Origin of the sequence: Mesorhizobium sp. LCM 4577 (assembly GCF_001854795.2) — a bacterium.
GTDB classification, from domain to species: domain Bacteria; phylum Pseudomonadota; class Alphaproteobacteria; order Rhizobiales; family Rhizobiaceae; genus Mesorhizobium; species Mesorhizobium plurifarium.
The window spans coordinates 701,281-725,841 of record NZ_MDDU01000001.1; the positions used below are offsets into that span (position 1 = coordinate 701,281).

General features: G+C 64.9%; 20 protein-coding genes. 15 read left to right on the top strand and 5 right to left on the bottom strand.

The features are described from left to right. The first annotated feature begins 7 nt into the window (after positions 1-7). The 7 genes from LCM4577_RS03360 to LCM4577_RS03390 all read left to right on the top strand — a co-directional run bounded on the left by LCM4577_RS03360 (position 8) and on the right by LCM4577_RS03390 (position 7,146). On the top strand, positions 8-781 hold the full coding sequence (locus LCM4577_RS03360) for a DUF427 domain-containing protein (RefSeq protein ID WP_040988763.1): 774 nt from the start codon (positions 8-10) through the stop codon (positions 779-781). A gap of 54 nt (positions 782-835) precedes the next feature. Beyond that, positions 836-2,476 (top strand): ABC transporter substrate-binding protein, encoded by a 1,641-nt coding sequence (locus tag LCM4577_RS03365; RefSeq protein WP_071069601.1) that lies wholly within the window; start codon positions 836-838, stop codon positions 2,474-2,476. A gap of 31 nt (positions 2,477-2,507) precedes the next feature. Further along, a complete protein-coding gene (locus tag LCM4577_RS03370; protein ID WP_071069603.1) occupies positions 2,508-3,467 on the top strand; it encodes an ABC transporter permease in 960 nt (319 codons plus the stop codon). Next, positions 3,464-4,351, top strand: a complete 888-nt coding sequence (locus LCM4577_RS03375; RefSeq protein ID WP_083354611.1) for an ABC transporter permease — start codon at positions 3,464-3,466, stop codon at positions 4,349-4,351. The genes LCM4577_RS03370 and LCM4577_RS03375 overlap by 4 nt, the downstream gene beginning before the upstream one ends. 52 nt (positions 4,352-4,403) lie before the next feature. After that, positions 4,404-4,889 carry a hypothetical protein gene (locus LCM4577_RS03380; protein WP_040988758.1) on the top strand — a complete coding sequence of 162 codons (486 nt, stop codon included), beginning with the start codon at positions 4,404-4,406 and terminating at the stop codon, positions 4,887-4,889. 120 nt (positions 4,890-5,009) lie between these two features. Then, positions 5,010-6,449, top strand: a complete 1,440-nt coding sequence (locus tag LCM4577_RS03385; RefSeq protein WP_071069876.1) for an aldehyde dehydrogenase family protein — start codon at positions 5,010-5,012, stop codon at positions 6,447-6,449. Between the two features lie 121 nt (positions 6,450-6,570). After that, positions 6,571-7,146 carry a DUF1349 domain-containing protein gene (locus LCM4577_RS03390; protein ID WP_071036450.1) on the top strand — a complete coding sequence of 192 codons (576 nt, stop codon included), beginning with the start codon at positions 6,571-6,573 and terminating at the stop codon, positions 7,144-7,146. Positions 7,147-7,167: 21 nt separating this feature from the next. Here the strand turns inward: LCM4577_RS03390 and LCM4577_RS03395 are convergent, their stop codons facing one another. The 4 genes from LCM4577_RS03395 to LCM4577_RS03410 all read right to left on the bottom strand — a co-directional run bounded on the left by LCM4577_RS03395 (position 7,168) and on the right by LCM4577_RS03410 (position 12,401). Further along, complete coding sequence (locus LCM4577_RS03395) at positions 7,168-8,733, bottom strand: glycosyltransferase (protein WP_071069878.1); 1,566 nt, start codon at positions 8,731-8,733, stop codon at positions 7,168-7,170. A gap of 22 nt (positions 8,734-8,755) precedes the next feature. Beyond that, the gene (locus tag LCM4577_RS03400) at positions 8,756-10,861 is read right to left on the bottom strand and encodes a glycosyltransferase (RefSeq protein WP_083354612.1); all 2,106 of its coding nucleotides are present in this window, start codon (positions 10,859-10,861) and stop codon (positions 8,756-8,758) included. Between the two features lie 12 nt (positions 10,862-10,873). Beyond that, positions 10,874-11,551: a bifunctional DNA primase/polymerase gene (locus tag LCM4577_RS03405; RefSeq protein WP_244508200.1), complete on the bottom strand. Its 678-nt coding sequence runs from the start codon at positions 11,549-11,551 to the stop codon at positions 10,874-10,876. A 70-nt stretch (positions 11,552-11,621) separates the two neighbouring features. Further along, positions 11,622-12,401 carry a helix-turn-helix transcriptional regulator gene (locus LCM4577_RS03410; protein ID WP_041008032.1) on the bottom strand — a complete coding sequence of 260 codons (780 nt, stop codon included), beginning with the start codon at positions 12,399-12,401 and terminating at the stop codon, positions 11,622-11,624. A gap of 110 nt (positions 12,402-12,511) precedes the next feature. Here LCM4577_RS03410 and LCM4577_RS03415 point away from each other — a divergent pair, with 110 nt between their 5' ends. From LCM4577_RS03415 to LCM4577_RS03450, 8 genes are all read left to right on the top strand, one after another. Continuing rightward, positions 12,512-14,653 carry a hydantoinase/oxoprolinase family protein gene (locus LCM4577_RS03415; protein WP_071069607.1) on the top strand — a complete coding sequence of 714 codons (2,142 nt, stop codon included), beginning with the start codon at positions 12,512-12,514 and terminating at the stop codon, positions 14,651-14,653. A 14-nt stretch (positions 14,654-14,667) separates the two neighbouring features. Beyond that, complete coding sequence (locus tag LCM4577_RS03420) at positions 14,668-16,863, top strand: hydantoinase B/oxoprolinase family protein (RefSeq protein WP_071069609.1); 2,196 nt, start codon at positions 14,668-14,670, stop codon at positions 16,861-16,863. Between the two features lie 5 nt (positions 16,864-16,868). After that, positions 16,869-17,375: an acetone carboxylase subunit gamma gene (locus tag LCM4577_RS03425; RefSeq protein ID WP_071069611.1), complete on the top strand. Its 507-nt coding sequence runs from the start codon at positions 16,869-16,871 to the stop codon at positions 17,373-17,375. Between the two features lie 7 nt (positions 17,376-17,382). Then, complete coding sequence (locus LCM4577_RS03430; RefSeq protein WP_071069613.1) at positions 17,383-18,153, top strand: glucose 1-dehydrogenase; 771 nt, start codon at positions 17,383-17,385, stop codon at positions 18,151-18,153. Positions 18,154-18,171: 18 nt separating this feature from the next. Then, positions 18,172-18,999: an SDR family NAD(P)-dependent oxidoreductase gene (locus tag LCM4577_RS03435; protein WP_071036443.1), complete on the top strand. Its 828-nt coding sequence runs from the start codon at positions 18,172-18,174 to the stop codon at positions 18,997-18,999. Between the two features lie 81 nt (positions 19,000-19,080). Continuing rightward, positions 19,081-20,019, top strand: coding sequence for an ABC transporter substrate-binding protein (locus LCM4577_RS03440; protein WP_083354613.1), 939 nt, complete (start codon positions 19,081-19,083; stop codon positions 20,017-20,019). Positions 20,020-20,112: 93 nt separating this feature from the next. Continuing rightward, the gene (locus LCM4577_RS03445; RefSeq protein ID WP_071069615.1) at positions 20,113-21,174 is read left to right on the top strand and encodes a glycine betaine/L-proline ABC transporter ATP-binding protein; all 1,062 of its coding nucleotides are present in this window, start codon (positions 20,113-20,115) and stop codon (positions 21,172-21,174) included. Further along, complete coding sequence (locus LCM4577_RS03450; protein WP_083354614.1) at positions 21,171-23,267, top strand: proline/glycine betaine ABC transporter permease; 2,097 nt, start codon at positions 21,171-21,173, stop codon at positions 23,265-23,267. Before LCM4577_RS03445 ends, LCM4577_RS03450 begins: the two co-directional genes overlap by 4 nt. On the opposite strand, the gene LCM4577_RS03455 is transcribed toward LCM4577_RS03450, so the two are convergent. After that, entirely contained in the window at positions 23,268-24,551 is a 1,284-nt protein-coding gene (locus LCM4577_RS03455) for an O-antigen ligase (RefSeq protein ID WP_071069617.1), read from the bottom strand. Positions 24,552-24,561: the final 10 nt, after the last annotated feature.

The window sequence follows — 24,561 nt, forward strand, 5'->3', positions numbered from 1 at the left end:
AGCTGTCATGACCGCCGCACCGAGACTGCAGCCGCGCGAAGCCACCGCGCCGCAACTGATCAACGTCCTGCACAGCCCCAAGCGCATCCGCGTCAAGTTCGCCGGCCGCATTATCGCCGACAGCCGCAACGTCATGGTTCTGCGCTCCAACCATTTCCTGCCGATTTATTTCTTCCCGCTGGCGGCGATCGACCAGTCGGTGCTGAAGCCGTCGAAGCAAGGCCAGCAGCATCCGATCGGCGGCGAGACGAAATACTGGGATATCGAAACGGGCGACAGGCGCGCCGCCGATGCCGCCTGGTCGTTCACGGCGCCGCCGGATGAGAACCTCGCGCCGCTCGCCGGCCGCGTCGCCTTCACCTGGAACCTCGTGGACCAGTGGTTCGAGGAGGACGAAGAGGTCTTCGTCCATGCCCGCGATCCCTATGCGCGCATCGACGTGCTGCAAAGCTCCAGCCATGTCGAGATCTGGTTCGACGGCGAGCCGATCGCCGACAGCCGGCGTCCCGTGCTGCTCTTCGAAACGCACCTGCCGACGCGGTTTTATCTGCCGCTCGAGGATGTCCGCCTCGACCGGCTGAGGGCCTCGTTGACCAGGACCCGATGTCCCTACAAGGGCATCGCCTCCTACTGGTCCGGCGTGCTCAAGGACGGCTCTTTGCGCGAGGACATCGCCTGGAGCTACCGCGATCCGATCGCCGAAATGCCGAAGATCAAGGGGCTGATCGCCTTCTATCCGCAAGCAGTCGACCGCATCCATCTCGACGGCCAGCCGGTCTGACCCGGCTCCGTCGCCTCCACTTCATTTCAAACCGCGATTTTCACAGAGGCAAAAATGACCAAACGCAACGAAATCGACGCCCTTCGCAACCTGTCCGGCGACATCTGGAACGTCGCCGTCGACGAATATGCCAAAGGCTATCTCAAGCGCCGCGACCTGCTGAAATATGCAGCCCTCATCGGCCTGACCGGCTTCGCCGCTTCGCAAGGCCTCGGTTTCTCCCGGGCCCGCGCGGCTGTCGCCGGCGGCACCGTCCGCGTCGGGCTCGGCCAGCCGACCAAGGCGATCGATCCGGTCACGGTCACCGATCCGGCCAGCATCGGGGTGCTCAGTCAGGTCGGCGAATACCTGATCCTCGACGATCCCAAGGACGGGCTGCAGCCGAAGCTCGCTTTGTCCTGGGAAGCCGACGAGACGGCCAAGCGCTGGACCTTCAAGCTGCGGCCCGGCGTGAAATTCCATGACGGCCGCACCGTCACCGCCAAGGATGTGGTGGCGAGCTTCGAGCGTCTGGTCGATCCAAACAGCGGCTCGTCGGCGCTCTCTGCCTATAAGGGCATCCTGTCCAAGGGCGGCGCCAAGATTGTCGACGACGAGACGGTCGCCTTCGATCTCGACCAGTCGAACTCGAATTTCCCCTTCTATGTCTCGTCCGACGTCTACAACGCCGTGATCCTGCCGGCCGACTATGCCGGCGACTTCGAGAAGAATTTCAACGGCACCGGGCCGTTCAAGCTCGAATCCTTCCGTCCCAAGCAGGGCGCCAGCTTCGTGCGCAATCCCGACTATTGGGGCGACAAGGCGCTGCCCGATCGCGTCGAGATCAAATTCTTCGACGACGAACAGGCACAGGTCGTCGCGCTGCAGGCAGGCCAGCTCGACGTCATCCCGAGCACCACGCGCCTGGAATTGGCGATCGAGGGCAATCCCAACTTCAAGCTTTTGAGCGTGCAGGCGAGCTCGCATGACGCCGTGCATCTCAGGACCGACCAGGCGCCGTTCACCGACAAGCGCGTCCGCCGCGCGTTGGCGCTCACCCTCGACCGCGAGGCCATCGTGAAGGGGCTGCTCAAGGGTCGCGCCATCGCCGGTAACGACACGCCGTTCGCTCCGATCTTCCCCTCGGCCGATCCGTCCGTGCCGCAGCGCAAGCAGGACATCGCCGAGGCCAAGCGGCTGCTCGCCGAAGCCGGCGTGCCCAACGGCTTCGAGGTGACGCTGACCACCGAGCGCGCCTACGACATCCCCGACTACGCCGTCATCATCCAGAACTTCGCCAAGAAGGCCGGCATCGACGTCAAGCTCAATGTGCTGCCGCAGGACGCCTATTACGGATCGGCGACCTTCGGCAGCTCGCCCTGGCTCGACTCCAATCTCGGCATCACCGATTTCGGCCATCGCGGCACGCCCGACATCTTCCTCAACGCGACGCTGAAGAGCGACGGCGCGTGGAACGCCGCGCATTTCAAGAATGCGGATTATGACGCCTTGCTGGTCGAATACGGCAAGGCGCGTGACCTTCAGGCGCAGCGCATCGCGGCCGGCAAGATCCAGGCCCTGTTGCTCGACGAGACGCCGGAGATCATCAGCTACTTCTCGCAATACAGCCGCATCTCCAGCGCGAAAGTGGAGGGCGTGCGCTTCACCGCGATCTCGCATCTCCTGCTCGACCGCGTTTCCTTCGTCCAGGCATGACGCGGAAACGCCAAACCAGGCGGGATGCCGGATGCTGACCGGCCGCACCTTGTCGGCGCGCGCGGCCTCGCTCCTGCTGACGCTGTGGCTGGTCAGCGCGCTGGTTTTCCTCGCCGGGCAGGTCCTGCCCGGCGATGTCGCGCGCGTCATGCTCGGTCCCTTCGCCGACGCGCAAGCTGTCGCCGCGCTGAACAGACAGCTCGGCGCCGATCAGCCGGTGCTCGTCCAATACTGGCGCTGGTTCAGCGCGGCGCTCACCGGCGATTTCGGCACGTCGCTGTCGATGCGCGCGCCGGTCGGCCCCTTCGTGCTGGCAAGCCTCGGCCGCTCGGCCGCACTTGCCGGCATCATCCTTTTGTTTCTCGTGCCGCTCGGCGTCGGCGCGGGCATTGTCGCCGGCCTCAACCGGGGACGACTGATCGACCGGCTGATCGTGCTCGCCGGCGTCTCCTTCGGCATCGTTCCGGATTTCGTGTCCGGCCTGCTCCTGCTCCTGGTCTTCGGCCTGTGGCTGAACTGGCTGCCGATCACGGGTGCCGCGCCCGATGGCGCGGGCCTCTGGACGAGCGGCTACTATCTCATCCTGCCGGCGCTGCCGCTGGTGCTCAACCTCGCCGGCTATCTGGCGCGCATGACGCGGGCCGGCGTCATCGAGGCGCTTGCCGCCGACTATACGCGCACCGCCACGTTGAAAGGGCTGGATCGTCGGCAGGTCATTCTCCGCCACGTGCTGCCCAATGCGCTGACGCCGACCATCGCGGTGCTTGCCACGCAGAGCGGCTACATGCTCGGCGGGCTGGTGGTGATCGAGGCGTTGTTCGGCATCCAGGGCCTCGGCAACCTCGTGCTCAATGCCGCCAAGTCGCGCGATTTCCCGATGCTGGAAGCGGGCGTGCTGGTGATGGCGACGATCTTCGTCCTGTCCGCCGCGATAGGCGATCTCGTCCAGGCGCTRCTCGACCCGCGGCAGYGGCGGCGGGCGTCGCCATGATGGACCTTTTGGAATTCCCGGCACCGTCGCACGCGCCCGTTGTCTTGCGGGTCGCCGGCAGGCTGAGCCGCGCCGTTCGCGGCCTTCCCGCGTCCGTCATCATGGGATCGCTCATCCTCGCTTTCTGGATCGCTTGCGCCCTGTTCGGCGACCGGCTGGTTCCCTATGATCCTTATGCCGAGGATTTCCTCGCCACGCTGACGCCGCCGGACGCCGCGCACTGGTTCGGCACCGACCATCTTGGCCGCGACGTGCTGTCCCGCATCATCGTCGGATCGCGCGATATCCTGCTGGTGGCGCCGCTGGCCACGCTTGGCGGTGTTGCCGCCGGCACCATCATCGGCCTGGTGCTCGGCTATTTCGATGGCCTGGTCGACGCGATCGGCGCGCGGCTRCTCGACACGCTGATGGCCTTTCCCTTCATCGTGCTCGTCACCATGACGCTGGTGGCGCTGGGGCCATCGAACCTCACGGTTATCCTGGTGATCGCCATCGCCTATGCGCCTCTGGTGGCCAGAACCGTGCGCGCCGCGGTGCGCGAGCAGAAGGAGCGCGAATATGTCAGCGCGGCCCGCCTAGGCGGCGAGAATGCTTTCGCCATCATGGTGCTGGAGATCCTGCCCAACATCAGGGAGACGATCCTCATCGATCTCGTCACCCGGCTGGGCTACGCCTTCTTCTCGATCGCCACGCTGAGCTTCCTCGGCCTCGGCATCCAGCCGCCTTCGGCCGACTGGGGCCTGGCGATCGCCGAAGGCTACGGCTTCCTCACCGGCGGAAAATGGTGGGTCGTGGTCTTCAACTCGGGCGCGATCGTCTCGCTGGTCATGGCGACCAATCTGATCGCCCAAGGCATCGGCGCTTTCGAGAATATCGAGAGGTGAATTGCGGCTTTGATTGCTAGACTCCTGTTGATTCGTCTCGACAGGAAACGGCATGAGCAAGGCCCTTGGCACGTTCGCACTGATCACGGTTCTGAGCGCCTTACTGATGGCGCTGTCATTGGCCGTGGCGAGGCACGGCTATCCCTACGGCGCCTATGGCGTGAAGCGCCTCGACGGCATCGCCGACGCCGGCTCCTTCCTGGCGATCGCCGCCGTCTATTTCTTCGGCGCCATGCTGATGATGATCCTGCCGATCCGCGCCGCCGGCATCGTGCTGACCCATGCCGCCGACGCGATCTTCTGGGCGACGATCATGCTCTTCGCGACCATCGTCGGCTCGCTCGTCGCCAGATGGGCCTTCGGCCAGCATGAGGTGCTTTGGGCGCTCTTCAACTGGCGCTTCCTGTTCGTGGCAGTGATCGTGGCGGCGCACCTCACCATGAACGAGCTTCGCCGCAATGTCCTGCTCAGAAGCCTGTTCTTCGTCGTCTTTGGCGCGGTCACGCTCGCCTGCCTGTTCTGGTCGTTCTCGACCTGACGCGATCCGGCTCTAGGTTAAGATCGCGGGTAGACCTCCTGCTGGCCAATAGCTATATCATTTGTCTGACAATTGACCCGGCCGAAGGCCGCCGCGACCAATCTCGAAGGAAAAAACAAGATGACCGTGCTCCGCAAGAACCTGATCGACGGCGAGTGGCTTGGCGAGGCCGGCTCGCGCAACATCAACCCCTCGAACACCAACGACGTCGTCGGCGAATACGCTTCGGCGGGGCCGGAAGAGGCAAAGCAGGCGATCGCGGCCGCCAAGGCCGCTTTTCCGGCCTGGTCGCGCTCCGGCCCGCTGGCCCGCCACGCCGTGCTGAAGAAGACCTCCGACGAGATCATGGCGCGCAAGGACGAGATCGGCCGCTCGCTCGCGCGTGAAGAAGGCAAGACATTGGCCGAGGGCGTCGGCGAGACGATCCGTGCGGCGCAGATCTTCGATTTCTTCGCCGGCGAGACGCTGCGCCTGTCGGGCGAGATGGTGCCGAGCGTGCGGCCGGGCGTCGGCGTCGAGATGACCCGCGAAGGCGTCGGCGTCGTCGGCATCATCACGCCTTGGAATTTCCCCATCGCCATTCCCGCCTGGAAGATTGCGCCGGCGCTCGCCTACGGCAACACGATCGTCTTCAAGCCGGCGGAGCTCGTGCCCGAAAGCGCCTGGACCATCGTCGACATCCTGCACCGCGCCGGCCTGCCCGAGGGCGTGCTCAACCTCGTCATGGGCAAGGGCTCGGTTGTCGGCCAGGCGATGCTCGACAGCCCTGACGTCAACGCCATCTCCTTCACGGGCTCGGTCGGCACGGGCAAGCGCGTCGCCGCGGCCAGTGTTGAGCATATGCGCAAGTTCCAGCTAGAGATGGGCGGCAAAAACCCGCTCGTCGTGCTCGATGACGCCGATCTCGCCGTCGCCGTCGATTGCGCCGTCAACGGCGCCTATTTCTCGACCGGACAGCGCTGCACGGCGTCCTCGCGTCTCATCGTCACCGACGGCATTCACGACCGTTTCGTCAATGCGGTGAAGGAGCGGCTGGACAAGCTCGTCATCGGCGATGCGCTGGACGCCAAGACCCAGATCGGCCCGGTCGTCGACCAGACGCAGCTCAAGCAGGACGAGGACTACATCGCCATCGGCCGCCAGGAAGGCGCCGAACTCGCCTTCGGCGGCGACCGGCTGGAGCGCGGCACGCCGGGATTCTATCTGCAGCCGGCGCTGTTTGTCGGCTCGACCAATGCCATGCGCATCTCGCGCGAGGAGATCTTTGGACCGGTCGCCAACGTCATCCGCGTCAAGGACTACGACGAGGCGCTGGCTGTCGCCAACGACACGCCGTTCGGCCTGACCTCGGGCATCTGCACGACCAGCTTGAAGCACGCGACGCATTTCAAGCGTAATTCCGAAGCCGGCATGGTGATGGTCAATCTGCCGACGGCGGGTGTCGACTTCCACGTGCCGTTCGGCGGCCGCAAGGGCTCGAGCTACGGTCCGCGCGAGCAGGGCCGCTACGCGATGGAGTTCTACACCACGGTGAAGACGGCCTATACATTCGCCGGCTAGAGTGGTTCACCGTTTCACGGAAACGGCGAACCACTCTATCTCTTTGTTTTGACGCAATTCCGGGCGGAAAACCGCTCACACTTTTCCTGGAATTGCTCTAATCCAATCCGGGAGGAGCTCGATGAACGTGGCCGACATGACATGGCTCAACCCGCCGCCGCACCACACGGTCGGCGACGGYACGCTCACCGTCCGAACGGGCAAGGAGACCGACTTCTGGCGCGAGACCTTCTACGGCTTCTGGCGCGACAACGGCCATTTCCTCCACCGTCCCGTCGAGGGTGATTTCAGCGCCGAGGTCACCGTCAAGGGCGACTACAAGGTGCTTTACGACCAGGCGGGGCTGATGCTGCGCCTCAGCGAAACGCACTGGATCAAGGCCGGCATCGAATACACCGACGGCTTGGCCTATTTCTCCGTCGTCGTCACCAACGACACCTCCGACTGGTCGCTGGTCGCCATCGCCGCCGGCAAGGACGGCGTCAGGATCCGCCTGACCCGCCACGCCGAGGCGATCCGCATCCAGTATCTCGACGCCTCGGATGGCCACTGGAAGCCGGTTCGGCTGGCCTATTTCCCGACCTCGAAAGCGGTCGATGTCGGCATGATGTGCTGCTCGCCGCAACGCGAAGGTTTCGAGGTGACATTCTCCGGCTTCACGATCGGGCCGGCGATTTCAAGGGACCTGCACGACTGAGCGACGCACCGTAGGCCCGTCTCACCACGGCACGTGCAGGATCTCGAGTCTCGGCAGGCCGATCGGCCGGATCCCCAGATCGTTGGCGAGCACGCCAAAGGCCTCCGTCTCGATCAGGTCGCGATAGGGGATTTCCGGAAAGCGGAGCCCGCCGCGATGCAATGTCGCGTCGACCAGCAGCATCGTCCCGCCGACGCCGTCCAGTCCGATGCTGTCGAGATGCCTGACGTCGCTGAGATGAAGGCGGTTGTAGGAATACGCCGGGGGTTGATGGATGCCGCCGTATATCTCGCGATAGTAGCGATAATCCTTCTCCTTGCCCACGCTGATGAAGCTGTTGAGGTCGAAGCTGCCGCCGCCGGCGATCTTGACGCAGTTGGGAACCACGATGCGATGCCCGCCTTCCATAAGCCGGCTCAGGATGTCGCCGGGAAACCGCCATACATCGATATCGACCCACAACGCCCAATCGTCATCCGGGTTGAGGCCGTGGTCGATCAGGTGGTTGCGCACCTTCGCGATGGCGCCGCGCCTTGCGCGCTGCAGGCGTCGCTTGGCGCGCTTGGTTCGATCGACCCGGACGCCTGTCTGTCTCTGCAGCAGAACCACGTCACGATAGTTGCCGGTCAGCGGCGCCACGGCTTGCTGCAATCGCTCCCAGCTTCCGTCCGTGCTGTCGCCCTCGCAAAAGACCAGCTTGATCCTGTCCTTTGGGTAATCGAGTGCGGAGACGGCATCGAGAAACGGCTGGATATGATCCGCCGCGTCGCRCAGCGGCACCAGAATGGCGACGTTGCCGCCTGACGGGGCAGGCGCGGCGACGGCCGCCGGGTCCACGCCCTCCCTGGCGGCTGCTTCGCTCAGATAGGCGCCGCGCGTCAGATGGTGCCAGGACCGGTAGACCCGCGTGCGGATCTTGTCTCGCCATCCCGGCGCCGGGGCGCGTGTCCACCATGTGCCGGCCCAATGGTGGATGGAAAGGGTAGGCGTCTCGTTGCCGCCATTGCGTCCGGCCGAGTCCACCGGCGCGAACAACGCCGAAGGGTGGATGGCGAAGGCGGATTGGTCACCGTAGCTGAGCTGCGCCGAAGTCATCACACAGGGGCCTGTCGCGTCGATGGCCTCCTTGGCGTGGGCCAGCCCCGGCAGGAAGGACAGGAGGTGAAGCCAGAAGGGATGTCCGGGCGGGCTGGCGATCGTGCCGTTGAACAGAAGATAGGGCAATCGGCGGAAATCGGCCTGCACTCGCGCATGCGTGTCCGGTTCCTTGCAGACCACGATCCGGTCCTCGCTGGCCAGCGGATCGAACGAGGCCACGCATTCGCAGTCGATATCGGCATAGACGCCGCCGAAATGGTGCAGAAGCATATACCGTCCGGCATCCGCCCTCAGCACACCCCGTTCGTAACTGCAAAAGGTCGGCAGGAAGTCGGGATAATGCCGGGCGACGAACTCGAGCAACCGCCGGTCGTTCCAGAACATCATCGTCCAGTCCGGATGGTGCCGCTTCCAGCTCTCGACATAAGCCTGGAACCGGGCGGGGATGTCGTCGGTCTTCCAGGTCTGGTGCAGGATCTTGGGGATCATCGAAGACTCGTTGTGCAGCGGTTCATCGGCTGGCGCCCTCCAGCCCCAGGCCATGGCGAACGGCGTCGCGGATCGCCTGAGGTCCGAAGCGGGACCATGCGGTGCCATGGGCGCGGACGCGCAGCCTGGCCATGCGAGCGGGGTCGGAACAGAGTGCGACCGCCAGGTCGGCAAGTCCTTCGTCGGTGTCGGACAGGAGCAAGTCCGCGCCGCTGGTGAGGTCGAGCCCTTCCGCCGCGAGCGGCGTCGCGATCACCGGAACACCCGCGGCCATCGCTTCTAGGATCTTGATGCGCGTGCCTCCCCCGGTCCTGAGCGGAACGATGCAGAGATGCGCTGCCGACAGCAGGGGTCCGATATCATCGGGGTTTTCGATCAGGACGACGCCGTCGAGTTCCGACAGGGCCTGGACGGCTGGATCGGGCGAACGGCCGGCAAGGACGAGCCGCGCGTCTGGCAACGCCTCCCGGACCCGCGGCAGGATGATGCGCGCCAGGCGTTCAGCGGCATCGACGTTGGGATGATAGCCGAGATGGCCGACAAAGAGGATCACCGGAAATCCATCGGCTGTGCCGGGTGGTGGCGGTAGCGTCTCAGACATCTCTTTGGCGCGGGGGATGCCATTCGGCACGATATCGACCGGCGTTTCATGCGTGGTTATCGCCTTGAGCCGCTCGCGGTCCAGCTTCGAACAGACCCAGATGCGATCGACGATCGCCGCCGCCCTCCGCTCCAACTGCCTTATCTCGGGCGACACGGCCGACGCGGCATCGCCGGGCGTCTGGGTGGCGAGATCGGATTCGACATTGTGCATGTCGAGAATGAGCTGACCGGTCAACGGCCGCAGAGGCTGCAGCAGCTTGAACAGCGGAATGCTCTCGACGACGATCGTGTCCGGGCGGAACGCGCGCACCAGGGCTCTGAGACGGGCGAGCGCCGGCCGCGGAATCCTGTTCTCGCCCTTGATGCGTCGCCAGCCGAGCGAATGCGACAGCCTTTCGGCTTCCGTGGTCAGTGAGACCGTGCGGATGTCGCGGCCTGGTGGCTGCGTCGAGCCGGCAGGTCTGACCGAGGCAAGACGGACGGGACCGATTTCGGCGGCCGCGACGGCATTGCCGAAAGTCCTGAGGTCGGCGCCGGAGGCGGGCGGGTAGGCCGGATCGAAGCTGACGATCAGCGTGCGCCGTGGCGCCGCCAAGCCGGTGGATGTATCCGGCCTGATCCCGGCCAGCCGCCCGAACCGGATCCTGGCCAGGTATTGGGCCGCTTTCCAGCTCCGGCCAAGTTCTCGATGGCCCTTGACCGCGCGCATCATGCCGGCGGCGTCCGCCAACATCCCGTGCTTGATAAGCTGGCGGGCGATGCGCTGCGCTATCCAGGCCTTTCGCCATTGCAACGCGTCCCGCTCGACGCCGGCGGCCGCGAGGCCGTTGAGTTCGCGCGCTATGGTGAGGAACGTCTTGCGCGGCGCGGTGATGAAACGGCGCGCCATACGTTCCTCGTCATGGTGATAGAGAAGCACCGGCGTGTCGATGGCAACGATTTCGGCGCGCGCCAGCAGCGCCGCCCAGTAGCAGGTGTCCTCGTCGAGCCCGATCGTTTCCGGAAAGCGGATGCCGGCTGTCGCCCAACCGGCAACCAGCGCGCTTCCCATGGCGATCGGCCACAGCTCGTTGCGCAGGTATCGGCGCGTGTTCTGCCGTTTGTCAGGGCCATAGCCATGCGGGGTCTTGAGCTTGTCCGGCCGGCCTTTCGCGCGCCGTATGCTGGCCCCGACGGCGAGGCCGGCGCCAGGCCGGCTTGCGAGCGCCGATCCCAGCAGCGACAGGCTGCCGGGCATCACCTCGTCATCGGCATCGAGAAAGAAGATGGATGTGCCGCTCGTCCGCTCGATTCCGACATTGCGCGCGGCGCCCGCGCTGCCCAGGCGAACGCTCACCACATCCAGCGGCAAGCCATGGCGGCGAGCACTCTCCGTCGCCGCCTTGGCCGTGCAGTCATCCGAGCTGTCGTCTATCAGCAGGATCTCGCGGATGACCGCCCTGTCGGCGGTCAGGCTGCCGAGCGCCGCGTCCAGCGTCGCGGCCGCATTCCTTGCCGGGATGACGACGGTTATGTCGGCCGCCATGCGCTCAACCGCTCATTGCCGTTCGAAGAAGCCGCGCTTGAGCAGGCGGTCGTAGTGGTGCTTGAGCAGTGACACCGGCCGCAGCGAAAGACTGCCAAGGCCATCGACGAGCTGCGGCTCGATGTCGAATGGCGATTGGTTTTCGAGCCAGCGGTAGGAAGAACCGTCCCTGAGCACCGAAGGAGAGCCCACCACATAACCGCCGAGCGCCTTGACGTGGCCGACCCGTCGCAGGCCGAAATGCAAGCTGGAGGAGACCATCGGTTCCCGCGTTCTCAGATAGACGTGAAATCCGCTCGGCGACTTTGCTATCGGCGTGCCGTTCGCAATTGCCATGTGATCGGCGCGCCAGGCACGGTAGCCGGCATCGCTGTCGAAATCGAGGATCATCAGGTTGGAGAATCCCCCCAATATGCCGACATTGCCGGCAAAGCCGCGAAACCAGCTTGCAATGTCGCTACCGTCCGGCGGCTTCTGCGCCAGCTGGAAGGTGATGGAATTGAAAGCCAGTTCCTTCAGGTCCTTGCGCAGCGTCTGCAGATGCAGCGGATCATACTCCATCGCCGCAAGGTCGAGATGCTTGCCGCCGGCGCGAAGCGGAAGGCATATGTAGCCGCGCTCCCGCAGCCTCAAAGCATAATCGGTCAGCACCTCAGGCTGCATGCGCCAGCTTGCCCGTATCGAACCCACGGCCGATCTTCGTTAGCCAACAGCGCCGTCGTCAAGCAATTCATCCCGGCCCGACGCGTTATTTTGCGGGCTAGCCGTCCATTCGGTGCTGGAAGAATTGCAGGAACAGTTCCCGCTCGGTGGTGATGTCGAGCTTTTCATAGATTCGCCGGCGGTGGTTCTTCACCGTGCCGACGGTGATGCCGAGCCGCTCGGCGATGTTGGCGGTTGGATGGCCGGCGAGGATGAGTTCCACCAGCTCGCGCTCGCGCAATGAGAGTTCCGGCCACAGGCTTTCCGGAATTCTGGGCTTCTGCTGCGGCGAAGCGCCTGGACCGCTCGGCGCCGAGGTGCGTGAAAAGTCTGAGCCGCGCGCTTTGATGTCCAGCGCATGCAGCGCTTCGAACACCGGCAGCCGCTCGGTCAGCAGCGCGATCTCGCCGTCCTTGAACGACACGGTCGAGCGGTCGAGGAAGATGCCGAGGCACCAGTCGCCGCCGTCGGCGAGCAGGATGCCGACCTCGTCGCAGATTTCGGACTGCGCCAGGAAGCCGGCTATGTACTGGCCGCGCTTGGCCTCCTCGTCGGCCAGGCCCTTCAGCGGCATGATGCCCAGCCGGCGCTCGCTGCGCCACGACGCATAGAACGGGTCGAAGACGTAGTAATTGTCGAGATAGCGCCGCACCATCTCGTCGGAGAAGCGCCGGTGCTTGACGAATTCCGGCGTCTTGGTCGCCGAATAGCGCGTCACCGTCACCAGGTCATGCGCGATGTCGGCGCCGATCAGGTCGATCAGGCAGTCGACATGCCGGTCGGTGCCGGTGGCGGCGATCGCTTTTGCCAGCGGCGCCCAGATATTGCCCATGCGCATGCCCTTTTCTCGGCGAACCCGGCCCAAGCGTCATTGTGTCTTTAGGCATATGGCGCGATCCGGCTTCGGGAATCTAGCCTGCGGTCACTCTCGGCAAGGGAAAGCGACCCGTGGACCAGATCACCACCAACCCAATCGTCATCGGCATCGACGCCGGCGGCACCATGACCGACACGATCCTTGTCGATCAGGACGGTCACTTCAAGATCGGCAAGTCGGCGACCACGCCGAAGAACGAGGCCGAGGGCTTCCTCGCTTCGGCCGAGGACGCGGCGGATGCCTGGGGCATCTCGCTTCAGGATCTGTTTTCGGGCGTCAACGTGGTGCTCTATTCCGGCACCGGCATGCTCAACACGCTTCTGTCGCGCACCGGCCGCAAGCTCGGGCTGATCACCACCAAGGGCCTCGAGGACATGATCCTGATGGGCCGCGGCCTGCAGGCCTGGGCCGACTATTCCTATGCCGACCGCCTGCACGCGGTGACCCACCATCATCCCGATCCGCTGGTGCCGCGCCGCCGCACCCATGGCGTCACCGAGCGCATCGACCAGTTCGGCGACGTCATCCTGCCGCTCTACGAGCACGAGGTGCACGCTGCCGCAAAGAAGCTGATCGCCGACAAGGTCGAGGCGATCTGCATCATGACCATCTTCTCCCATGTCAATCCGGCGCATGAGAAACGCATCGCCGAGATCTGCCGCGAGGAGATCGCCGCCGCCGGCGCCGACATCCTGGTCTACACCAGCCACGAAGTGCGCCCGGTCATCCGCGAGCAGTCGCGGCTGAACTCGGTGCTGATCGAAGCCTATGCCACCTCACGCGGCCGCAGGCAGCTCAAGGGCATCGAGGACGTCTCGAAGAAATATGGCTTCAGATATGGCGTGCAGACGCTGCTTTCCTTCGGCGGCCTGACGTCCATCGACCATCCGCGCCTGCACGAGACGATGATCTCCGGTCCGATCGGCGGCATCCTGGGCGCGGCCTATGTCGGCAAGCTGATCGGCAACGACTCGCTGATCTGCTCGGATATGGGCGGCACCTCGTTCGACATGGGCGTCATCACGCGCGGCCAGACGCGGATCGAGAACGAGCCGCTGATGGACCGCTTCAAGCTCAACGTCCCGACGCTGCATCTCGACACCATCGGCGCCGGCGCCGGCATGATCCTCAAGGTCGATCCGCTGACCAAAAAGGTATCGCTCGGGCCGGAAAGCGCCGGCTCCGATCCCGGCCCGATCTGCTTCGCCAAGGGCGGCGCCGAGCCGACGATCGCCGACTGCGACGCCATCCTCGGCCGCTTGAACCCGCATTACTTCCTTGGCGGCAAGGTCGTGCTGCAGGTCGAAAAAGCAAGGAAAGCCTTCGAGGAGAAATGCGCCCGCGTGCTCGGCGTCGGTGTCGAAGAAGCTGCCGAAGGCATGATCGACATGCTGGAGGCCGACGCCAACAATGCGCTGCGCCGCGTCATCTCCGGCCAGGGCATCCATCCATCGGAGTTCACGCTGCTCTCCTATGGCGGCTCCGGCCCGCTGCACCTCGCCGGCTGCTCCAAAGGCATCGGCTTCAAGGACATCATCACCTTCCAGTTCGCCGCCGCCTTCTCGGCCTTCGGCTGCACCACTGCCGATTTCATGCGCCGGCATTCGGTGTCGACACAGATCGACATCGGCGCGCGCGCCAGCGATGACGAATTGCAGGCTTTCGGGGCGAAGGTTACCGGCGTGTGGAACGACCTGACGAAGGCCGCGGTCGAAGAAATGGTCGCCGACGGCCATGCGCTCTCAAAGATCAAGACCGTGCCGTTCCTGATGATGCGCTACACCGGCCAGCTCGAGGACGTCGAGGTGATGGCGCCGCTGTCGGCGGTTCGTTCGGCCGACGACATGCGCAAGGTCATCGCCGAGTTCGAGGCGGTCTACGCCAAGGTCAATCACCGTGTGTCGCGCTATGGCGAGGCCGGCTTCTCGATCACCGAGCTGGGCTTGATCGCGACCGCCGACAAGGTCAAGCCGATGCTGGTCAAGCGGCCGCTGGGCAAATCCGACCCCGCGTCGGCCCATAAGGGGGTGCGCGAGGCCTATATCGGCGGCCGCTGGCACAAGGCCAATCTCTACGAGATGGATCTGCTCCAGCCCGGCCACGAGGTTATCGGCCCGGCCATCATCGAACATCCGGCGACCACTCTCGTCGTCCACCCGCAGGACCGCGTCCATGTCGATGAATGGACGCTGCTGCACTACACCCACGCTTGAGAAGGGCGAACGCCATGCTGGACAAACCCGCCTCTGCGCTGCGCATCCGCGAAAGGCTGATCGAATCCGAACGGCTGATGGACGAGACCGGTTGCTATGACGGCATCACCGAGCTCGAGCTGCGCAACCAGGATCCGCTGAAGTTCGAGACGCTGCACACCAAATTGCGTGCCTATTGCGTGTCGGCCCGCGAAATGGCGCGGCGTATCTCCGCCTCGCCCGGCGTGCGCGAGGTCGGCGAGATGGTCGTCGCCATCTACACGCCGGAGGGCGACGCGATTGCGCTCTCCAATGGCATCATGGTGCATGTCCACACGATGAGCCGCTTCATCAAATGGATGATCCGCAACGGCTACGAGGAAAACCCGCAGATCCGCGACGGCGATATCTTCGCCAACAATGACGCCTTCATCGGCACCGTGCAGGTGCCGGACGTGATGGACGTGGTGCCGATCTTCCATTCGGGCAAGCTCGTCGGCTGGGCCGGCGCCGTCTGTCACGAGCTGGAGGCCGGCGGCATCACGCCGGGCGGCGACGTGGCGCTGGCGCAGGAGCGCTTCACCGAAGGCCTGTTCGTTTGTGCCGAGAAGGTCGGTGAGAACGACGAGCTCAGGCGCGACTACGTCATCCGTTGCGAGCGCAATCTCCGCATGCCGATCTACTGGGTGCTGGACGAGAAGGCCAAGGTCGCCTCCTGCATCGACATGCGCGAAAGCGTCAAGGCGCTGATCGACGAGATCGGCCTCGATTACTGGATGCAGGTGTCGAAGGAGTTCATCGAGGAAGGTCGCCGCGCCCAGCTCGCCCGCACCCGCCAGCTCACCGTGCCCGGCATCTATCGCGGCCACACCTTCTACGGCCACGTCACCGCCGGCAAGCCGGGCTACCAGCCGCTCGGCGACCCCAACTGGCTCTACAACATTCCGATCGAGATGGAGATCACGTCCGACGGCAAGATCGTCATGGACTTCGAGGGCACGCAGCCTTGGGGGTACCATTCGATGAACTGCACGCCGGCCGGCATGGACGGCGGCATGTTCGTGACGCTGACCCAGCACATGAATTTCGAGGGCCTGGTCAATGACGGCGCCTGGATGGCGACCGAATTGAAGCTGCCGCATGGCACCTGGACCAACCCCGACAACGAGATGGTGGCGACGGCCACATCCTGGGCGCTGCTGCTGCCCGCCTACGGCGTCTTCCAGCGGCTCTTGTCGCGCTCCTTCATCGCGCGCGGCTTCGTCGAGGAGGCCTTTGTCGGCCAGGTCAACAGCCCGATGATCGAGATGGGCGGCGAGAGCCAGTACGGCACGCCTTTCGGCATGGCGCATTTCGAATGCGCCGCCGCCGGCTCCGGTGCGCTGGCGATCAAGGACGGGCTCGACACCGCCTATGTCGGCTGGAACCCGGAATCCGACATGGGCAATATCGAGATCTGGGAACAGAACATGCCGATGCTCTATATCGGCAGGTCGATCGTTCCCAATTCCGGCGGCGCCGGCAAATATCGCGGCGGCTGTTCCTTCCTGTCGACGTGGCTGGTCTCGAAGACCGATCATTTGCGGCTGGTGACGTCCGAGCACTCCTCGCGGGTCTTCGACAATGGCGGCCTGTGCGGCGGCTATCCGGCGCCGACCTGCCAGAAGCACCGCGCCGTGCGCGATTCGAACATCTTCGAGCTGGCCGAAAACGGCGCGCCGCTCGCCCATCACACCGGCACCAATCCGTACCGCTCGGAGCTGGAAGTGCGGCTCGAAGGCGATCATGTGACGCTGGAAGGCCCTTACATCACCGCGCCGCATAAGACCGGCGATGTCTTCACCCATTCCTACAATGGCGGCGGCGGTTACGGTGACGTGCTGGAGCGCGATCCGATCAAGACCGCCTGGGACGTCGAGAACGGTTTTCTGACCAAGGAAGCAGCCGAGGGCATCTTCGGCATCGTGCTCGACGAGGACGAGGAAGGTTTTCCGGTCGCCAATCTCGAAGCCACCAAGCGCCACCGCGCCGAGATGCGGGCCAAGCGCCTGGCGCGTGCAAAACCGGTCTCGGAATGGATCGCCAAGGAGCGCGAACGCGTGAAAGCCGCCGATTTCGCGCCCGAGGTGAAGAAGATGTACGCCAGCGCCATCAAGCTGTCGCCGCGCTTCACCAGGGACTTTTCGACCTTCTGGGATGTCGATGCCAAATCGACCTTCGGCGTGGAGTAAGGACCATGACCTCATACAGCAAGGAAGTCATCGCCGATCTGGTTGCCGGCACGCTGCCCTGGCCGCAGACGCGGCGCATCATGAGCGCCTACAAGGACGACGACCGTTTCTTCAAATATGTCGCGGTGCTGCAGGATCGCGTCGGCTGGAAGGACCCGATCCTGCTCCCGGTCGGAGACCATCTCTTCATCTGCCAGAGCGGCGACGAGCGGGTGACGAAATGCGAATGCGGCCACTCCTTCGGCGACTACCRCAAGAACTGGAAGCTGAAGGCCGCGATCATCGTGCGCGACACCGAGGAGACGCTGCGCGAGATCTACCCCAACAGCGACTTGCCGGATCCGGAGTGGATGGAAATCCGCGAATTCATCTGCCCGCAATGCGGCACGCTGCATGAGGTCGAAGCGGCCGCCCCCGGCTATCCGATCGTGCATGATTTCGAGCCCGATCTCGAAGGTCTCTATCGTGACTGGCTGGGCAAGCCGCTGGAGCCGTTGAACAAGGGAGGCTGATGCCGCAATGGGCCGCGTCGCAGGCAAGGTGGCGCTCGTTACCGGGGCCGGGCTCGGCCTCGGCCGTGCGTCGTCGCTTCTGCTGGCGTCGGAAGGCGCCAGGCTCGTCGTCAGCGACATCGATGAAGGCCTCGCGGCCAACACGGCGGCGGAGATCGTCAAKGCCGGTGGCGAGGCATTGGCACTGCGCCATGATGTGTCGAAACCCGAGGACTGGCCGGCCGTCATGGCGGCGATCGAGCGGCGCTTCGGGCGGCTCGACGTGCTGGTCAACAATGCTGGCATCGCGATCGCCAAAAACGTCGAGGACACGACTTTAGCCGAATGGCGGCGCACCATGGCTGTCAATCTCGACGGCGTCTTCCTGGGCTGCCAGGAAGGCGTCAAGCTGATGAAGAAATCCGGCGGCGGATCGATCATCAATCTCTCCTCCATCGACGGCATCATCGGCGAGGCGGACTTGGCCGCCTACTGCGCCTCCAAGGGCGGCGTGCGCACCTTGACCAAGGCGGTTGCGGTGCATTGCGCCGAGCAGCGCTACGGCATCCGCTGCAATTCCATCCATCCGGGCTACATCTGGACGCCGCAGACCGAGACCTATTTGCGCGACCTCGGCACGCTCGAGCAGGAGAAGGCCAAGGCGCTGTCGCGGCACCCGATCGGCTTTCTCGGCGAGCCGAACGACATCGCCTACATGGTCCTCTACCTCGCCTCGGACGAATCGAAATTCGTCACCGGCTCCGAAATGGTGGTCGACGGTGGCTATCTTGCAGTGTGAACCCGGAGACCGCTTGCGATGACCAACCTCACCGGCCGCAGCGCCATCGTCACCGGCGGCTTTTCCGGCATGGGCTTTGCCATCGCCACGGCGCTCGCCAAGGCCGGCGCCAACGTCGCCGTCGGCTCCTATGTGGCGCCGCCGCAGGCGGGCAGGGCAGACGCCGCCTACTATCCCGGCGCCGACGAGATCGAGCGCGTGAAGTCGGCGCTGGCTGCCCACGGCACCAAGGTGCATGCCACCCATCTCGACGTGCGCGACAGCGCGCTCACCAACCTCTTCTTTGCGGAAGCCCAGGCGGCGGTCGGCCCGGCCGACATCCTCGTCAACGCCGCGGGTACCACGGCCGAGCAGCCGGTCTGCGGCCATTCCGACGAGCTCTGGGACAAGATCGTCGACACCAATCTCACCGGGGCGTTCCGTACGACCCGCGCGGTCCTGCCCGGCATGATCGAGCGCGGCTGGGGCCGCATCGTCAACATCGGCTCGACCGCCGCTTCCGTCGGCTGGAAGGACAATCCAGCTTATTGCGCCTCCAAGGCCGGCCTGCTCGGCCTGACCCGGTGCGTCGCGCTCGAAGGCGCGGCACACGGCGTCACCTGCGTCATGATCAGCCCGACCTGGGTCGAAACCGAGCTGATGCGCCGCAACGTGGCGCAGGTCGTAGAGCGCGAAGGCAAGGGCCGCAGCGCCGAGGACCTGATGGACGAATTCAGGAAGGGCAACCCGCAGGGGCGTATGATGCAGCCGGAAGAAATCGCGGCGCTCGCGGTCTTCCTCTGCTCGGACCTGGCCAAGGGGATCACCATGGAAAACATCCAGATCACCGGCGGAGCCTTATGGTAGCATCGGCAGGGGTGATGGATACCGGTCTCGTGGGAGGAGGCCGGCATGACGGAAGGACCATCAACCAACAGGGGAACTGACATGATGATAAGAAATGTCTTGCAAACAGCCGGAATTGGCCTCGCGCTGATGCTTGCCGGAGGGAGCGCGGCGTACAGCGCCGATCTCGGCGCCAAGGACGAGCCGATCAAGCTCGCCATGCTGGAATGGACCGGCGCACATGTCTCCACGCACATCGCCGGGCAGCTCCTGGAGAAGCTCGGCTATAAGGTCGAATACGTCACCGCCGGCAATTTCCCGCAATTTTCGGGCCTGGCCGATGGCTCGCTCAGCGCCTCGGTCGAGATCTGGTTGAACAATGTCGGCGACATCTATCCGAAGGTGCTGGCCGCCAAGCAGATCGAGGACATCGGCAAGCTCGACCTGAAGACCCAGGAAGGCTGGATCTATCCGAAATTCATGGAGAAGGTCTGCCCCGGCCTGCCGGACTGGAATGCGCTGAACAAGCCCGAATGCGTGCAGGCATTGGYGACGCCCGAGACGGCACCCAACGGCCGCTTTCTCGATTATCCAGCCGATTGGGGTTCGCGCGCGGCGACCATCCTCGCCGACAACAATATGCCTTACACCGCCGTTCCGTCGGGCTCCGAAGGCGCGCTGGTCGCCGAATTGGAAGCAGCAGAAGCCGCCAAGACGCCGCTGATCATGATGTTCTGGGGCCCGCATTACGCGCTGGCCGAGAACGATGTCGGTTGGGTGACGATGCCGCCCTGCAAGGAGCAGACCAACGAGCACTGCATCACCCCTCCCGATGTCGACAAGATCGTCTGGTCGGGTTTCGGCGCCAAATGGCCGGCGGCTTACGCCTTCCTCAAGGCCTTCAAGATGGATGCGACCGAGCAGCAGAAGATGATGCTGGCCGTCGACAAGCAGGGCAAGGATCTCGACGCCGTCGTCAAGGAATGGATCGACAAGAACGAGACGGTGTGGAAACCTTGGCTCGACGCCGCCAAGGGATAATTCGCCGATGTGCTTGGCAAGGGCTGAGGGCACCATAGGCCCGGCTTCCGCGCTGCGCGGAGCCGGGCGGGCGATCGGCACGGGTGGTTAAGGATGAACACGGCCGCGCGTCCGATAAAGCTTGCCTGCCGAAATGTCTGGAAGGTCTACGGCCGGCGCCCGGCCTATTACTTCGACTCGCGCGGCTATATCATCGATCCCGACGCGCTGGCCGAACGCCTGCGCGCCGAGGCGCATCTGCCGGCCGTCGTCGATGCCAGCTTCGAGGTGGCGACCGGCGAGATCTTCGTCATTATGGGCCTGTCCGGCTCCGGCAAGTCGACCCTGGTGCGCTGCCTGTCGCGCCTGGTCGAGCCCAGCGCCGGCGAGGTCCTGCTCGACGGCAGGAATCTGCTCGCCGCCAGCGGCAAGGAGCTCATCGAGCTGCGCCGCCACGCCATGGGCATGGTGTTCCAGAATTTCGGCCTGCTGCCGCATCTGAACGTGTTGGGAAACGTCGCCTTCCCGCTGAAGATCCAGGGCAAGCCGGCGAAGGAGCGCGAGGCCCGTGCCCGCGAGATGATCGCCCTGGTCGGGCTTGAAGGGCGCGAGGCGTCCTTCCCGCATCAGCTCTCCGGCGGCCAGCAGCAGCGCGTCGGCATCGCCCGTTCGCTCGCGGTGGGGCCGGAGCTCTGGTTTCTCGACGAGCCGTTCTCGGCGCTCGACCCGCTGATCCGCAAGCAGATGCAGGACGAGTTCCTGCGCCTGCAGCGCATGCTGAAGAAGACCATCATCTTCATCACCCACGATATCGCCGAGGCCTTCCGCCTCGCCGACCGGCTGGCGATCATGCGGGCCGGCAAGATCGTGCAGATCGGCCGCCCGGCCGATATCGTGCTCAACCCGGCCGACGACTATGTCGCGCAGTTCACTGAGGACATGCCGCTGTTGCGCGTCATCACGGCTGGCGACATCGCCGCGCCCGCCAATGGCGCGGTGCTGCCTGAGCGCAGCGTCGCCGCCGACACCAGCCTCGAAGCGCTGATCCCGCAGCTCGCCTCCGGCGTGGCGGCGTTCACAGTGCCGGGCGCCGGCGACAGCCCGCCGGCGGTGCTCAGCGCCGGCGCCGTGCTCGCCGTGATGGAGCGCGAGCAGGCGAGGCGCAAAAGTTCATGACGGCGCCGGCCGCGATCGCACCATCCCCGCAAAGGTTCGCCATCGCGCCGGCCCTTCTTCCCTGGTGCGCGCTGGCCGTGCTGACGGTGCTTTGCCTGCTGCTCAAAACCGAACTTCCCTGGCTGGTCAATTTCCCAAAGGAATGGACGCTGCCGCTGGCTACATACATCAATGCCGTGACCGACGTGGTGGTCGCCGTCATCCAGCCGGGTTTCCGCGCGCTCTCCGCTCTGCTCGATGCGCCGATGCGCGGCGCGCGGCTGGCGCTCGCCTGGCTGCCCTGGCCGGCGGTGATGCTGGCTGTCGCCGCCCTTGCGCTGAAGTCGAGCGGCGAACGGCTGGCCATCTTCGCGCTCGCCACGCTCGCCTATATCCTGCTCGCCGGCTACTGGCCGCAGAGCATGAACACGCTGGCGCTGGTGCTGCTGGCGGTGCCGATCTCGATCGTGCTCGGCTTCCTGCTTGGCGTTCTCGGCCATGCCCGCCCGCGTTGGCGTCCGGTGCTCAACGGCGCGCTCGATCTCATGCAGACGGTGCCGGCCTTCGCCTATCTCATCCCGCTCCTGCTTCTGTTTGGCTTCGGCCCGGTGGTCGGGCTGATCGCCTCGGCGATCTACGCGACGCCGCCGATGGTGCGCAACACCATGCTCGGATTGGATCGCGTGCCGGCGGCGATCAGCGAGGCCGGCCTGATGAGCGGCTGCACGCGCCGCCAGCAATTCTGGCAGGTCGAGGTGCCGACGGCGCTGCCGCAGCTTCTCGTCGGCTTCAACCAGACGACGATGGCGGCGCTGTCGATGGTCATCGTCGCCGCCATCATCGGCGGCTTCGAGGACATCGGCTGGGAGGTCCTTTCGTCGATGCGCAAGGCCGAGTTCGGCCAGAGCATCCTCTCAGGCCTGGTGATCGCGTTGCTCGCCATCCTCATCGACCGTCTCACCATCGGCTTCGCCAGGGCGCCGGAGACCGGCCCAACGCGCGCCATGCGCTGGATGACGCCGCGCCGGCTGGTGCTGTCGCTGGCGGTCGCGCTGGCTCTTGCAGTGGTCATCCGGTTGGCCGTGCCTGATGCGACGCTTCTGCCGCAAACCGGGCTGCGCATGCAGATGGGCACCGTCAACGAGTGGCTGCTGGGACTGGTGCGTGACTATGCCTGGTTCTTCAACGGCGCGCGCAATGCGGTGCTCTATTGCCTGTTGCTGCCGATGCGCGTCGGCATTTCCGGCTCGGCGACGCCGGTCATGTGGGGCTTCTCGCTGCCGCCATCGGCGCTGGCCGCCTATGCCGTCCTGGTGCTGGCCATGGCCGTGCTGGCTGYGCGCCGTCTCGGCTGGCAGGCGGCGGCCGCGGTGCTGGCCGCCGGCCTCGTCCTCTACACCGGCTTTCTCGATCTGCCTTGGCCGGTCTTCATCCTTGCCGTCGCCTTGCTTGCCGGTCAGGTGGGCGGGCCGCGGCTCGGCCTCTTCGCGGTGGCGGGCTTCGGGCTGATCCTGGTCAACGGTCTGTGGCCGCAGCTGGTGCAGTCGCTCTATCTCTGCACGCTGGCGGTCCTGCTTTGCCTTCTGGTCGGCGGCGCGCTCGGCACATGGGCGGCGCATAGCGACCGCGTCTCGCAGGTCCTGAAGCCGATCTGCGATGCATTGCAGACCATGCCGCAATTCGTCTTCCTCATCCCGGCGCTGATGTTCTTCAAGGTCGGCGAGTTCACCGCGCTGATCGCCATCATGCTCTACGCCATCGTGCCGCCGATCCGCTATGTCGAGCACGGACTGCGGCATGTGCGCGCCGATGTGGTCGAGGCGGTCGAGCAGATGGGCGCGACGCCGCTGCAGACGCTGCTGCAGGCCAAGCTGCCGCTCGCCTTGCCGGTCGTCATGCTCGGCCTCAACCAGACCATCATGGCGGCGCTGTCGATGCTGGCCATCGCCGCCCTTGTCGGCACGCGCGATCTTGGCCAGGCGGTCTATGTCGCGCTTGGCAAGGCCGATGCCGGCATGGGCCTGATCGCCGGCCTGTCGATTGCCTTCCTGGCGATCCTGGCCGACCGGTTGATCCAGGCCGCCGTCGCACGCTCGGCGGCTTCGTCGCTCTGATCAGACCGGCGCCGGCACACGGCCATTGGCAGGTCTCTCGTCCTCGGTTGGGACGACCGCCCTGCGGCGCCGGAAAGCCGGCAACGGGGTCAGCGTGAACAGGCCATAATAGACGATAAACGACGCCATGAAGTAGGGGCCGAGCATTTCGACCTCGAAGAAGGAGCGGATCAGCATCAGCCCGATCGCGCCGGCAAGCACCACCGAATCGGCGTTCCAGTCGCCRAACACAACCTTCGACACATGGCCGTAGAAAGAGCGCAGGATGACCAGCGCCAGCAAGGTGACGCCGATGAAGCCAATCTCGACCAGTGTCTCGACATAGGTGTTGTGGAAGTGGAAGCCGGAGCGGGTCGAGATGTAGAATTCCGCCCACAGCCGTTCCGGATCGGCAAAGCCCTGCACCCAATAGGCGGCATAGCCATAGCCGAGCAGCGGATGCTGCTGCGCCGCTTCCCAGCCCTGTTCCCAGAGATAGGTGCGGCCGGTGAGCGTCGAATCCTTGCCGAAGAGGCCGAGCACGAAATCCAGCAGGCCGAGGTTGAGCGCCGCCACCACGCCCGTCACCAGCGCGCCGGCGCCGACGATGAACAGCACGCGGCGATAACGCAGCGACAAAACCTTGGTCATGGTGAGCAGCATCACGATGCCGATCACCGCCGGCAGCGAGGCAACCGACGTCGCCGAATGGGCGATGGCAAGCATATAGACCGACAGAAGCATGATCGGCGCGGTCCAGACGAAGCCCAGCCAGTTGCGCCGGTAGAAGACCAGGAAGGCAAGGCAGAAGAAGATGCCGAGCGAGGAGAAGAAGCCGATCTGGTTCTTGGAGCCGAAGGCGCCGACGAAATTGACCGTGCCGTCGATCGTGTCGAGCGCGTAGGCGCCGACCTTCAGGGAATAGAGCAGGACAATGAAGATGCCGATCAGCGAGCCGACCACCAGCGTGCGCACGCTGATGGTGCGCGCCGCGACATAGGCGCAGACGATATGCGAGGAATATTGCACTGCCGCGCGCGCGCTGATGCCCGCCGCCTGGGACCAGAACACCGAGAAGCAGACATAGGCCGCAAGCAGTATCGGCAGCCAGGCGCTGGAAAGCCTCCAGGTAAAGCGCCGGTAATCGACGAAGAGCAGCGGCAGCCAGACGGCGTAATAGGCGAGGATCAGGATCTGACCGAAATTGGGCGAGTAGGCGAAAGCGACCATGGAAACCGCGACGGCGAAGGCGCCGTAGGTCTCGTTGCGGTCGGGATCGATCAGAATGGATTTCGGAATCTTCATGCCGGATCTG